Source organism: Micromonospora sp. NPDC051296, assembly GCF_040682255.1.
In the GTDB taxonomy this organism is placed as follows: Bacteria; Actinomycetota; Actinomycetes; order Mycobacteriales; family Micromonosporaceae; genus Micromonospora; species Micromonospora craterilacus.
On sequence record NZ_JBFBAO010000206.1, the window covers coordinates 1 to 12,426 of the forward strand.

The following is a 12,426-nucleotide window of genomic DNA, read 5'->3' on the forward strand; positions in this document are numbered from 1 at the left end:
GTAGGTGTCCATGAAGGCCGACGGAAGGCCGCCGGGCAGCGCGGAGCCGCTCACGGCCACCACCTTCAGCGGCGGCCGGGGCTCCGGTGCCGCCACCTCCATCAGCCGTTGCAGCATCACCGGCACCGCGAACAGTGCCTGGCAGCGGTGCCGCGCCAGGGCGTCGAGGGTGGCGGCCGGGTCGAAGCGCCGGTGCAGCACGATGGTGGCCCGCAGCGCGAAGCAGACCTGGAGCGCCGCGTACCCCCAGGTGTGGAAGACCGGCGCGGCGATCATGACCCGGTCCCGGACGTGCAGTGGGATGCGGTCGATGATGGACACCAGCGGGCCGAAGCCGTTCGGGGTGGGCCGGCGGGCGCCCTTCGGCGCACCGGTGGTGCCGGAGGTCAGCACGATGATCCGGCCGTCCCGCTCGGGCGGGCGCAGTTCGCCGGGGAGGGCGGTGACGATCAGCTCCTCCCGGGCTCGCTCGTCGAGGCGGTGCAGGTCGGCCGGCAGCCCGAGGACCCGTTCGGTGAACTCGTCGTCATGCACCAGCACCCGGAGCTGCTGTTCCTCCGCCACGGTGGCCAGCTGTGCCGGGGAGAGGCCGGTGTTGACCAGTACCGCGTCCGCGCCGAGCAGGGTGGCGGCGACGATGGTCTCGACCAGGCCCGGGTGGTTGCGGCAGAGCACGGCGATCCGGTCGCCGGCCTGGACGCCCAGCCCCGCGCGCAGGGCGCGGGCCAGCCGCATGGCGCGGTCCAGCAACTCCTGGTACGTCAGCTCGGTGCCCTGGTCATCGACGACGGCGACCCGGCCCGGGTCCCGGGCGGCCGCCTGGCGCAGCTCCCCGGCGAGGCTCCAGCCCCACTTCCGTAACGCGTTGAGCTGGGACGCGACGCGGATCGGGCGGCCCGGGGTGAGCAGGCCACGGCGGGTCAGCGTGGCGACGACGAACGGCAGGTCCATGTCTGGTGGCCTCCCTTCCGCGATGCCCGGAAGGTCCCCCGGCGGCACGCCGGAGGACCCCCTCAGCGGATCTGCATCCCGGAGATCGCCCGGGAGATGACCAGGCGCTGGATCTCCGAGGTGCCCTCGAAGATGGTGTAGATCTTGGCGTCGCGGTACCAACGCTCGACCGGGTGGTCGCGCAGGAAACCGGCCCCACCGAGCAACTGGACGGCCCGCTCGGTGACCGACACGGCCACCTCACCGGCCTTGAGCTTGGACATCGAGCCCTCGCCGGCGGTGAACGGGCGGTTGTTGCGGCCCATCCAGGAGGCCCGCCAGACCAGCAGCCGAGCGGCGTCGATCTCCATCTTCATGTCGGCCAGCGCGAAGGCGACCGCCTGGTTGGTGATGATCGGCCGGCCGAACTGGACCCGCTCCTTCGCGTACTCCAGGGCGTACTCGTAGGCGGCCCGGGCCACGCCGAGCGCCTGCGCGCCGACGGTCGGCCGGGACAGCTCGAAGGTACGCATCGCGGCCTGGCCGGAGGCGCGCTGCCCGGACCGGGCCCGGGCCAACCGCTCGTCCAGCGCCTCCTTGCCGCCGAGCAGGCACCGCCCCGGCACCCGTACGTCGTCGAGGAAGACGTCCGCCGTGTGCGACGCCCGCAGGCCCAGCTTGCGCAGCTTGCGGGTGGCGCTGAGCCCTGCCGTGCCCGGTGGTACGACGAACGCCGCCTGCCCTCGCGAGCCCAGTTCCGGCTCGACCGAGGCGGTCACCACATGCACCCCGGCGATCCCGCCGTTGGTGGCGTACGCCTTCTGCCCACGCAGCACCCACTCGTCGGTCGCCTCGTCGTAGCTGGCCCGGGTACGCATCGCGCCGACATCCGAACCGGCTTCCGGCTCTGAGGTGCAGAACGCGGCGACGGTTGGTGAGTCGACGTCGCCGAAGCACTGCGGTACCCACTCGACGAGCTGGTCAGGGGTGCCGGTGCCGTAGATCGCGGCCACCGCGAGACCGGTGCCGAAGATGCTCAGGCCGATGCCGGCGTCGCCCCAGAACAGCTCCTCGCTGGCGATCGGCAGCGACAGGCCGGTGGGATCGGCCCAGCAGGTGGCGAGGAACTCGAAGCCGTACAGGCCGACCTTCGCGGCCTCCTGGATGACCGGCCACGGGGTCTCCTCGCGGGCGTCCCACTCGGCCGCGGCCGGGCGCACGACCTCGGTGGCGAAGCCGTGCACCCAGTCGCGTAGATCCCGCTGTTCCTCGTTCAGGTCGAGCGAGAACTCGACCATCTCAGGCCTTGGGGATGTCGAAGAGGTTGGCGATGTTGGCGGCCAGGCCCAGGTCGCCCTTGGCCTTGAGCTTGCCGGTCATGAACATCATGACCGGGTTGGCGCCACCGGAGACGACCTTCAGGAATTCGACCGGGCCCAGGGTCAGGCTCAGCCGCGGGTCGTGCTGCGGGGTCTCGTTCATCGTGCAGGTGCCGTCGGCGATGACCACCTCGTAGGTGTCGGTGCCGCCGTCGGTGCCACCGGTGATGTTCCAGTGGATCACCGCGTTGGTCGAGCCGGCCCGGTCGGCCCGGAACAGCTGCGGCATCCGCCCGAAGACCTCGCCGAGGACCTTGCCACGCAGGTCGCCCGACATCACCTCGGCGAGCTTGCTCTCCGGGGTGGACTTGACGAGCTGGGCGAACTCCTTCGGGCCGACGTTGGCGAAGTTGGCCGGGTCGAAGTCAGTCATGGGGAAGCACCTCTCGAAAAGTGGTTACTCCGGCGTAACCTTACGCATGAGTAGGTATGCTCGCAAGGTGTCCACCACGCCCGCATTCAAGCGCCTTCCCCGGGCCGTACGCGAGCAGCAGATGCTCGACGCAGCCGTGCGGGTCTTCTCCCGACGCGGATACCACGGCGCCAGCATGGACGAGATCGCCGAGGAAGCCGGCATCTCCAAACCCATGGTGTACGCGTACCTGGGCACCAAGGAGGAACTCTTCGTCGCCTGCCTGCACCGCGAGGGCACCCGGATGATGGAGGCCATCGCCGGGGCAGCCGCCCCCGACCTGCCGGCCGACGAGCGGCTCTGGCGCGGGTTGCGGGCGTTCTTCGGCTTCGTCGGCGTGCACCGGGACGGCTGGGCGGTGCTCTACCGGCAGGCACGAGGGGAGCAGCCGTTCGCCGGCGAGCTGGCCGTGATGCGGGCCCGACTGGTCGAGGTGGTCGCCGGCATGCTCGACCACGCGCTGCGCGCCGAGCGGCGCGAGGTGGCCGAGACCGAGCTGGAGGTGGTCGCGTACGCCCTAGTCGGCGCGACCGAGTCGCTGGCCGACTGGCTGGCCGACCGCCCGGAGGCCGACCCGGAGAAGACCGCCACCCGGATGATGAACGTCGCCTGGCTTGGTGCTGGCCAACTCCTGCGCGGCGTCACCTGGCGCCCGCCGTCGGAGTAAGGAAGGGCCCCTTCTTAACGCCTGCGGTAGAGGAAGGGCCCCTTCTTAACACCGCCCAGGGCCGTGCGCCGAGCCGTGCGCCGTGCGCCCGCGGCTTCAGCGGGCGGCGGCGCGACGGTGCGCGCGATGCCGCAGCCAGCGCACCAGCTCCACCAGCAGGGTGACCGCGAGCGAGAGGCCCAGCCCGGCCAGGATCCCGCGCAGCGGGTCACGTTCGAAGGCCAGCCCGCCGAAGGTGCCGAGCAACACGCCGTACAGCGCCCACGTGACGGCGCCGATCAGGTCGAAGACGAGGAACGACCGCAGTGGGTAGCGGACCGCTCCCATGGTCAGGGTGACCGCGGTCCGTCCGCCGGGGACGTAGCGGGCGGCGATCAGGATCATGCCGCCGCGCCGGTCCACCGCCCGCCGGGCCCACTCCGATCCGGCCCGGCGCCGGCTGTCCACCGGGAAGCGGGCCAGGCGCCGCGACCCGCCGCCGCGCCCGATCGCGTACGAGAGGTGGTCGCCGGCGAGCGCGCCCAGCGCGGCCGCCACGATCACCAGCGCCAGGTTCGGCTCGCCCCCACTGGCGAGGACGGTGAGCGTGATGACCGCCGTCTCCGCCGGCACCAGCGGCACGATCGCGTCGACTGTGGCCAGCCCGAACAACAGCAGGTACACCCAGGGCGAGCTGAGCGTCTGCTGGAGCAGGTCGAGCAGGGCCTCCATGGCTCCATGCTCGGGGGCACCGACTGTTGATCAGGGGCCCTTTCCCCTACTCCAGGTGTTAATAAGGGGCCCTTCCTTTCATCTCGGCGAGCAGCTTTCCGCGTGCCGTCTTCTCCTTTGCCGTCGGTCCGTGGGAGGTGAGCGCCACGGGTGCGCCGAGCGCCTGCGAAGCCGCTTCGGGCCAGTCGGCCGGCGGGCTGTCGTCGTACACCGGGTGGGCCCGCAGCAGCCGGGTGGTGAGCGCGGCCTGCCGGTCGAGGTCGCCGGGTGGGCCCGGGACCAGCTGGTCCAGGCCGTCGTAGCGGCGACAGATGCGCAGGTCGAGGCCGCGATCGGCGAGATCCAGGTGGGTCAGCGCCAGGCCGTCGACCCCGCCGGCGACGGCCAGGGCGTACGCGTGGGCGACCGCGTCGAAGTGACCGAACCGGAAGCGGCCCTGCCACGGGTTCGTCGGGTTGTGCGGGTCGGCCAGTGGCAGTGCCCGGTCCTCGGTGACCAGCGGCCCCGGCCCGTGCCGGGTGGTGACGGTGCGCAGCACCCCGATCCGCGTCGCAGCCCCGGCCAACCCCGCCTCCGCCAGCAGGGACTCGGCGTTGGCGAAGGTGGTGGTGCTCCACGTCGTGTACGGGTGGAAGCCGTGCCACTCGTCCAGCAGCACCCCCTGCGCGCCCTCGAACACGCACGGCCCGGCCCGCAGCGCCCCGGTCAGCCAGGACCGGTCGACGATCGCCACCCGCTCGGCGAAGGCGCGGTACGCCGGCAGGCAGTCGGAGACCGGCGGGGCGTCCAGCGGGCCGAGTTCGGCGGTGAGCCGGTCCCGTAGCGCGGTCAACCGGCGGCGCAACCGTTCCGGGCTGCGGCAGTCCGCCACCCGGGGCGCCTCGTCGGGGTGGGCGAGACCGTACCCGACGGTCTCGCCCACACCCTGCCCGCAGGAGCCGTGCCGGTCGGCTCCCCGGGCCGTCTCCCGCGCCCGGTTCGCGGCCCGGTGGTACGGGGTGGCCAGCAGCGCCTCCCCGGCCACGGTCAACCGGTCGAGCGCGTCGGGTACCCCGACGGTGGCGAGGTGGTCGGCCTCGGCGGCCAGCGCCAGCGGGTCCACCACGACGTGCCGGGACAGGTGCGTCCGTACGCCCGGATGGAAGGTGCCGGCGCCGAACTGTGCGAACGTGTGGTGCCGGCCGTCACCCAGCACGACGTTGTGCGCCGCCTGCGCGCCCCCGTTGAACCGGACCACCGTGTGCACCGGCCGGGTCGCGCAGAGCCAGTCCACGACCGTGCCCTTCCCGGCGTCGCCGTACCCGAGGTCGACCACGATCGTGTGCTCCCCACCCGGCCCGCGCCCCTGAGGGTCGCCGGCGGTCGGGCCGCCGCCCGCAGCCGAGCCGCCCAGGGGCTGCGCGCCCGGGAGCACGCCCGCCACCGCGCCGGTCACAGCCGTACGACCCCGCCGCCGGTGGTCCGGGTGGCCGGCAGTTCCGCGACCTCGGCCCGCCGCGCCCCGCCGAGACGGGCCAGCGCCTTCGACACGGTGCCGGTGGCCGTCGAACCGGCCCGGTCCAGGTCCCGCAGGCCGGAGTCGAGGTCGATGGCCTGCTCGCCGAGCCCGACGGTGAGCGCGATCGTCTCGCAGACCGCGTCGAGGTCGTCCAGCTCCAGGGCGTTCTGGCCGAGCAGACCGCGCCAGAAGTCGAGCACCTTGCGGTTGCCCGCGTAGTGGCTGCCGGCGGGGAGCAGGTAGTACGTGTCCCAGCGCCGGGTCACCTCGTCGACGATCTGCCGCAGTGGCACGTCCTCGCGCGGGCCGTCGCCGATCAGCCGGTTCACCTCGGTCGCCTTCACCTTCGGGTACGCCAGCTCGTCGCCGATGATGAACAGGTAGCCGCGCCGGCCCCGCTTCTCCCAGCTGTCGGTGACCGTGTGCCGGGCCATGACGTAGAGCGCCAGCTCGTACGACTCCGTCATCTGGCCGCCACCGCCGCCCTCCAGCACGATCCGGCCGAGGTCGTCGTCCATCCGGTTGTCGGACTCGAACTGGCCCACCTGCAACGGCACCCGGTCACAGGTGGCGTCACCGATCGCGCCGAACATGATCTGCGGGTCGCGGGCGTACCCCTGGCGCAGCAGCAGCCCTAGCAGTTGCGGCAGCTTGGCCTGGAGGGTGCGGGGCACGTGCCCCATCGAGCCGGTCACGTCGAAGAGCACGGCGACGGGGGTCGACTGCGGGTGCTCGTCCGAGTCACGGCTCTCCCGTACCGCGCCGCGCGGGTCCAGCGCCGGGTGCACCACCCGGGCCCCGCTGTCGCTGTACGAGAACGCGCTGGTGCCGGTGGCCCGGCGGTACCGGTCGGCGGCGTCGTACACGTCGGTGGACCACATTCCACTGCCCATGGCAGCCTCCTTAGGGGGTGAGGGTGAAGGGTCGAAAGGTGCGCGGCCCGTAGAGCCGGTGCAGCACCTCGTCCAGTTCGCCCAGCAGCCGCCAGGCGTCGTCGGGGCGGGCGCGGAGCAACCGCCGCTGGCAGCCCTCGGCGAAGGCGAGCAGCTCGCGCGGGGCGTGGCGGCCCATCAGCCAGGTCATGCAGCGGGCGGCCATCGCGATGTCGGTGCCCGGTCCGGCGGGGCGGCGGTCGATAACCTCGGCCGGGTACCAGTCCTGGTGGTCGGGGACCAGTGCCGGCACCAGGCCGTCGGGCTCGGTCGAGAAGCACCAGTCGACCAGCACCACGCCGTGCGCCTCCGGCTCGATGAGCACGTGCGGCGGCAGCACCGCGCCGTGCACCACGCCGGCCCGGTGGGCCAGGCCGAGCACGACCAGCAGCCGCCGCCACATCCAGGCCACGTCGCGGCCGTCCAGCCCGTCCGGGTACGCCTGCCGCACCTCGACCAGGCTGTGCAGGCCGGGTGCGGTGGCGAGCACGGTGACCAGGCGCTCGGCCCCGGTGGTGGCGTCCCGGTGCGGGAAGCTGTCGACCAGCCGCGGCACGTACGGCAGCCAGCGCGGGTCACCCCGCTCGGCGAGCCGGCGCAGCGCGCGTTCCTCGCGGGCCATCAGGTCGTTGTCGGACGGGTCGCGGGGCAGCTTGAGCAGCCGGTCGGCGCCGACGTCGTACAGGTCGGCCAGGTCACCGGAGTACGCCGGCCGGCCGCACCGGTAGCCGCGCAGCATGACGACCCGGCGGGCGCGCCAGCGGGTGGTGACCCGGACGAACGCCTCGGCGGCCTCGGCGCGGACACCCGGCCCGGCCCAGCCGAGCCGATCGGGGTGCAGGGCCGCGACCAGCTCCCGGTAGCGGCGTTCCGGCGCGTCGGCGCCGAACAGTTCGTCGTCGTCACCGGCGACGGTGACCAGGCGGATCGCCTCGTCGGTCCTCATCGCACTGTCTCCTCCCGGGCGGGGCGCAGCAGCGCGGGGTGCAGCAGCCGAGCGTCGCCGGGCCGGTAGAGCCGGGCGCGCGGGCCACCTCGGGTGCCGCCACGTTCGGTGCTCGCGCCGGTGCTCTCCACGAAGCCCGGCACCGAGAGCACCTTGCGGTGGAAGTTGCCGGCGTGCAGCGGGTGCCCCCAGACCGTCTCGTAGACGGCCCGCAGCTCGCCGATGGTGAACTCGGCCGCGAGGAAGCGGGTGGCGAGTGGGGTGTACTCCAGCTTGGAGCGGGCCCGCTCCAGCCCGTCCTCGACGATCCGATGGTGGTCGAAGGCGAGCTGTCGGCCGGTCAACTCGGCGACCGGCACCCAGGCCGCCTCGTCGGCGTCGGTGCCGGCCGTCGCGTCGGGCAGGTCGGGGGCGAAGGCCAGGTGGGCGACGGAGATGATGCGCATTCGCGGGTCCCGGTCGGGCGCACCGTAGCTGGCCAGTTGTTCCACGTGGACGCGGTGCAGGCGCTCGCCGCCGAGGCCGGTCTCCTCGGCCAGCTCCCGGCGAGCGGCGGCGGCCAGGTCCTCGTCGGGCCTCACGAAACCGCCGGGCAGTGCCCAGTGGCCCACGTACGGCCGCTCGGCACGGCGGATCAGCAGCAGGTGCAGCGCGCCGTCCCGGATGGTCAGGGCGACCACGTCGGCGGTCACCGCCACGGCCGGGTAGGCGCGCGGGTCGTAGGCGGCGAGGAAGTCCTGCTCGTTCACGCTTAATCACTCTCACTCTGAGAATATCTCTATGTGAGAACAACCTAGCGCGAAAAGAAGGGCCGGGCAAGTGCCCGGCCCTCCCTCAGCGGATGCCGCCCACCAGATGCGGGCGACCGCGCTGGTCGTGCAGGGCGAAGTCCCAACCCGCCCGCTCCGCCGTGGCGCTGAACGCCACCGTTGAGGGCAGCGGCACCGGCAGCTTGAACGACACGTCGACCGTGTACGCCTCGGGCAGCCGGTTCTCCAGCGCGGCGAGGCAGCGTGCCTTGCTCCACATGCCGTGCGCTATCGGCCCGGGAAAGCCGAACAGTCGCGCGCCCAGCCGGGAGGTGTGGATCGGGTTGTGGTCGCCGGAGACCCGCGCGTAGTCCGTACCCACCCGGGGTGCCACCCGCCAGCGGGCGGTGGCGGCCGGCGGCGCGGGCCGCTCGCCTCGGTCGGGCCGGTCGCCGCCGCCCGGCGGGCGCTGCCGGCCGAGGTACGTCGAGACGCCGCGCCACACCTCCTCCCCGTCGACCGACCCGACGAGTACGACGTCGACCTGCCGCCCCCGCTCGTGCGGGCGCAGGTTCTCCGCCCAGGTGGTGAAGTCCAGCCGGTCGGTGACCGTGACCGGCCGGTGCACGGTGATCCGGTTGCCGACGTGCACCACTCCGGTCAGCGGGATCGGGAACTCCGGCGCGGTGATCAGCCGCAGCGCCAGCGGGAAGCCCATGACGTGCGGGAATGTCGCCGGCAACCGGTCGGCGAGCCGGAACCCGCACACCCGGTCGTAGTCAGCGAGCCGTTCCGGGTCCACGGCGACTCCGCCGGCGGCCAGCTCGACGGCCGGCACATCGTCGCCGCGCCGGCCGCCCAGCCCCGGCACCGCACCGAGCAGCGCCCGCCGGTACAGCGGCCCGACCGCCGGCATCCGCGGCAACTCGAGCCGGGTCGGTGTGGCCGGCCCTGCGGCCGAGGCCCAGCCGGTCGGGTAACCGCTCAACGCCCGGTCGGTCAGGTCGCCCGTCGCGTCGCCGCTCGCCACGCTGGAGGTCGGCCGATCCGACCTGCTGCCGTCCGTCTCCCGGCCCCTGCCGCCAGCCGCGTGCCGGTCGGTCGGCTCAGCGGTCGGTCCGCCGGCCGGGGCGAGGTCGGTCAGGTCGCGGGTGGTCTCCGGGTCCCCGCCGTCGCCGGCCGGCGCGGCGAACGCGGCGGCCCGGATCTCCGGCGTCAGGATCTCGGTCGGCCCGTCGATCAGCTCGCCGACCGACAGGTCGCCTACCGGCTCCTCCCGCTGCCTGCGCCTGGCCATCACGCCCCCAGCAGGCTCTGGCCGCAGACGCGGACCACGTTGCCGCTGACCGCGCCGGACGCGGGCCAGGCCAGCCAGCTGATCGTCTCGGCGACGTCCACCGGCAGCCCGCCCTGGGCGAGGCTGTTCATCCGGCGGCCGGCCTCGCGCAGCACCAGCGGGATGCGGGCGGTCAGCCGGGTCTCGATGAACCCGGGCGCGACGGCGTTGACGCTGATCCCGCGCTCGCGCAGCGCCGGGGCGAGTGAGTCGACCAGCCCGATCACGCCGGCCTTGCTGGTGGCGTAGTTGGTCTGGCCCCGGTTGCCGGCGATCCCGGCGATCGAGGAGACGCCGACGAGCCGCCCGCCGGCCGGGATCAGCCCGCGCTCCAGCAACAGGTCGTTGATCCGCTCCTGGCTGGACAGGTTGACGTCGATGACCTGGTCCCACCGGTCGGCGTCCATCCGGCCGAGGGTCTTGTCCCGGGTGATGCCGGCGTTGTGCACCACCACGTCCACCCGGCCGTGCCGGCTGGCCAAATGGTCGGCGAGCCGGGTCGGCGCAGCGGCGGCGGTCAGGTCGAGCTGCACGGCGCTCCCGCCGATCTCGTTGGCCACGGTGGCCAGCTCGTCACCGGCGGCGGGCACGTCCAGCGCCACCACGGTGGCGCCGTCGCGGGCCAGCACCCGGGCTAGCGCCGCGCCGATGCCCCGGGCAGCGCCGGTGACCAGCACGACCTGCCCGTCGAGCGGGCGGTCCCAGTCGATCGGCGCGCTCGCCTGGCCGGCGCCGACCCGGATCACCTGACCCGAGACGTACGCGGAGCGGCCGGAGAGCAGGAACCGAAGGGTCGCCTCCAGGCTGGTCCAAGTGCTCTCGTCGGCGTCCTTCGTGACGTACACCAGTTGCGCGGTGGTGCCCCGGCCGAACTCCTTGCCGATGCTGCGGGTCAGCCCCTCCAGGGCCCGCTGGGCGGTCGCCTCGCGCGGGGTGGCGCACTCGGCCGCTGGGCTGCCCAGCACGATCACCCGGCCGCTGGGCTGCACCGCCCGGGCCTGGGGGTGGAAGAAGTCGTAGAGCTGGCGCAACCCGGTGGAGTCGGTGATGCCGGTGGCGTCGTAGACCAGGGCGGCGCTGGCGGGCGTACGGCCGGTTGCCGGATCGGGTACGGCGGTGGCCGGATCGCGGAGGGCGAGCCCGGCGGCGGCCAGGATCTTGCCGACCGGCTCGGCGAGGCGACCACCGGTGGCGGCGCCGAGCAGAACCGGCCCGGGGAGGATCGGCTCGCCGGGAGCGTGCCGGCGCAGTCGCGGCGGATCGGGCAGCCCGAGGCGCTTGACCAGCGCCCGCCCGGCGCCCGACTGGACGAAGCTCGCGTACCTGTCGGTCATAGGCGTAGCCTACTGGCGAGTAAGGTGCGGGCAACACTCCCGAGGAGGCGGATCGTGCAGAACGTTCGACGGGTCGCGGTGATCGGCGGCAACCGGATCCCCTTCGCCCGCTCCAACTTCCGGTACGCCAACGCCGCCAACTCCGACATGCTCGGTGCCGCCCTGGACGGGCTGATCGCCCGGTTCGGCCTGGCCGGGCAGCAGATCGGCGAGGTGGTCGCCGGGGCGGTGCTCAAGCACTCGAAGGACTTCAACCTCACCCGCGAGGTGGTGCTCGGCTCCAAGCTCGACCCGCGCACCCCGGCGTACGACATCCAACTGGCCTGCGGCACCGGCCTGGAAGCGGCGATCCTGGTCGCCAACAAGATCGCTCTCGGGCAGCTCGACGTCGGCATCGCCGGCGGCGTCGACACCACCTCCGACGCGCCACTCGCCGTCAACGAGGATCTGCGGCGCACCCTGATCAAGCTCAACTCCGCCCGTACCCTCGGCGAGCGGCTCAAGGTCGCCGCGAAGCTGCGCCCGGCCCAGCCGTTCAAGCCGGAGATCCCGCGCAACGCCGAGCCCCGCACCGGACTGTCCATGGGTGAGCACGCCGCCCAGACGGCGCTGCGCTGGAACATCGACCGGCAGGCGCAGGACGAGCTGGCGTTGCGCTCGCACCAGCGGCTCGCCGGCGCGTACGACAAGGGGTTCTTCGACGACCTGATGACCCCCTACCTGGGGCTGACCCGCGACCAGAACCTCCGCCCGGACACCACCCTGGAAAAGCTCGGCGCACTCAGGCCGGTCTTCGGCGCCAAGGGCCCGGACGCCGAGCGGGCCACCATGACCGCCGGCAACTCGTCGCCGCTGACCGACGGTGCCTCGGTGGTGCTGCTGGCCAGCGAGGAGTGGGCGCGCGAGCACCACCTGCCGGTGCTGGCCTGGTTCTCCTGGTCGGAGACGGCCGCGGTGGACTTCGTGCACGGCGACGAGGGCCTGCTGATGGCACCCACGTACGCGGTGCCCCGGATGCTCGCCCGAGCCGGACTCACCCTTCAGGATTTCGACTACTACGAGATCCACGAGGCGTTCGCCTCTCAGGTGCTGGCCACCCTGGCCGCATGGGAGTCGAAGGAGTTCTGCGTCGAGCGGCTCGGCCTGGACGCCCCGCTGGGCGCGATCGACACCGACAAGCTCAACGTCAACGGCTCCTCGCTGGCCGCCGGGCACCCGTTTGCCGCGACCGGCGGCCGGATCGTGGCCACCCTGGCCAAGCTGCTGGCCGAGAAGGGTAGCGGCCGTGGCCTCATCTCCATCTGCGCCGCCGGCGGCCAGGGTGTGACCGCGATCCTGGAGCGCTGACCGCCATTCGTCCGGTGTTCACGCCGGTGCCAGGCGTGCGTCATCTCGTCGCGCGAAGGTGAAACCCTGCGCGCGTTTCGGGTGCGCGCTATCAGGCGACTTCGCGTCCGGAACAGGGCCGGCAATCGATGGGCACAGACTTAGCCGGGAAGATCACGCTGTCCGTGGTCATCCCGATGTACAAC

General features: G+C 73.1%; 12 protein-coding genes. 2 read left to right on the plus strand and 10 right to left on the minus strand.

The genetic code is table 11. From position 1 onward, the window contains the following. The 3 genes from AB0M52_RS20950 to AB0M52_RS20960 form a co-directional block, all read right to left on the minus strand. Window positions 1–951 (minus strand): AMP-binding protein (locus AB0M52_RS20950; RefSeq protein WP_363956085.1); only part of this gene is annotated, 951 nt, incomplete at its 3' end. Between the two features lie 62 nt (window positions 952–1,013). Then, entirely contained in the window at window positions 1,014–2,228 is a 1,215-nt protein-coding gene (locus tag AB0M52_RS20955) for an acyl-CoA dehydrogenase family protein (RefSeq protein ID WP_363956088.1), read from the minus strand. 1 nt (window position 2,229) lies between these two features. Continuing rightward, window positions 2,230–2,682 (minus strand): SCP2 sterol-binding domain-containing protein, encoded by a 453-nt coding sequence (locus tag AB0M52_RS20960; protein WP_363956091.1) that lies wholly within the window; start codon window positions 2,680–2,682, stop codon window positions 2,230–2,232. Window positions 2,683–2,749: 67 nt separating this feature from the next. Between AB0M52_RS20960 and AB0M52_RS20965 the strand changes: the two genes are divergently transcribed. After that, window positions 2,750–3,388 (plus strand): TetR/AcrR family transcriptional regulator, encoded by a 639-nt coding sequence (locus AB0M52_RS20965; RefSeq protein ID WP_363956094.1) that lies wholly within the window; start codon window positions 2,750–2,752, stop codon window positions 3,386–3,388. A gap of 96 nt (window positions 3,389–3,484) precedes the next feature. Here AB0M52_RS20965 and AB0M52_RS20970 read toward each other — a convergent pair whose 3' ends face one another. From AB0M52_RS20970 to AB0M52_RS21000, 7 genes are all read right to left on the minus strand, one after another. Then, on the minus strand, window positions 3,485–4,099 hold the full coding sequence (locus AB0M52_RS20970) for a DedA family protein (protein WP_363956096.1): 615 nt from the start codon (window positions 4,097–4,099) through the stop codon (window positions 3,485–3,487). A 58-nt stretch (window positions 4,100–4,157) separates the two neighbouring features. Then, window positions 4,158–5,417: an adenylosuccinate synthetase gene (locus tag AB0M52_RS20975; RefSeq protein WP_363956114.1), complete on the minus strand. Its 1,260-nt coding sequence runs from the start codon at window positions 5,415–5,417 to the stop codon at window positions 4,158–4,160. Between the two features lie 113 nt (window positions 5,418–5,530). Then, window positions 5,531–6,490, minus strand: a complete 960-nt coding sequence (locus AB0M52_RS20980; RefSeq protein WP_363956099.1) for a hypothetical protein — start codon at window positions 6,488–6,490, stop codon at window positions 5,531–5,533. Window positions 6,491–6,500: 10 nt separating this feature from the next. Beyond that, window positions 6,501–7,475, minus strand: coding sequence for a serine/threonine protein kinase (locus AB0M52_RS20985; protein WP_363956102.1), 975 nt, complete (start codon window positions 7,473–7,475; stop codon window positions 6,501–6,503). Continuing rightward, entirely contained in the window at window positions 7,472–8,224 is a 753-nt protein-coding gene (locus AB0M52_RS20990) for an NUDIX domain-containing protein (protein ID WP_363956105.1), read from the minus strand. The genes AB0M52_RS20985 and AB0M52_RS20990 overlap by 4 nt, the downstream gene beginning before the upstream one ends. Window positions 8,225–8,309: 85 nt before the next feature. Next, window positions 8,310–9,140, minus strand: coding sequence for a MaoC/PaaZ C-terminal domain-containing protein (locus tag AB0M52_RS20995; protein ID WP_363956117.1), 831 nt, complete (start codon window positions 9,138–9,140; stop codon window positions 8,310–8,312). Between the two features lie 380 nt (window positions 9,141–9,520). Continuing rightward, window positions 9,521–10,894 carry a 3-oxoacyl-ACP reductase gene (locus AB0M52_RS21000; protein ID WP_363956108.1) on the minus strand — a complete coding sequence of 458 codons (1,374 nt, stop codon included), beginning with the start codon at window positions 10,892–10,894 and terminating at the stop codon, window positions 9,521–9,523. A gap of 54 nt (window positions 10,895–10,948) precedes the next feature. Between AB0M52_RS21000 and AB0M52_RS21005 the strand changes: the two genes are divergently transcribed. Next, window positions 10,949–12,241: an acetyl-CoA C-acetyltransferase gene (locus tag AB0M52_RS21005; protein ID WP_363956111.1), complete on the plus strand. Its 1,293-nt coding sequence runs from the start codon at window positions 10,949–10,951 to the stop codon at window positions 12,239–12,241. The last annotated feature ends 185 nt before the right edge of the window (window positions 12,242–12,426 follow it).

What these genes read in the sequence shown, in the direction of transcription:
- AB0M52_RS20995 (WP_363956117.1), bottom strand. Translation starts at nt 9,140, where the DNA reads ATGCCGGCGGTCGGGCCGCTGTACCGGCGGGCGCTGCTCGGTGCGGTG.
- AB0M52_RS20960 (WP_363956091.1), bottom strand. Translation starts at nt 2,682, where the DNA reads ATGACTGACTTCGACCCGGCCAACTTCGCCAACGTCGGCCCGAAGGAG.
- AB0M52_RS21000 (WP_363956108.1), bottom strand. Translation starts at nt 10,894, where the DNA reads ATGACCGACAGGTACGCGAGCTTCGTCCAGTCGGGCGCCGGGCGGGCG.
- AB0M52_RS20970 (WP_363956096.1), bottom strand. Translation starts at nt 4,099, where the DNA reads ATGGAGGCCCTGCTCGACCTGCTCCAGCAGACGCTCAGCTCGCCCTGG.
- AB0M52_RS20985 (WP_363956102.1), bottom strand. Translation starts at nt 7,475, where the DNA reads ATGAGGACCGACGAGGCGATCCGCCTGGTCACCGTCGCCGGTGACGAC.
- AB0M52_RS20955 (WP_363956088.1), bottom strand. Translation starts at nt 2,228, where the DNA reads ATGGTCGAGTTCTCGCTCGACCTGAACGAGGAACAGCGGGATCTACGC.
- AB0M52_RS20980 (WP_363956099.1), bottom strand. Translation starts at nt 6,490, where the DNA reads ATGGGCAGTGGAATGTGGTCCACCGACGTGTACGACGCCGCCGACCGG.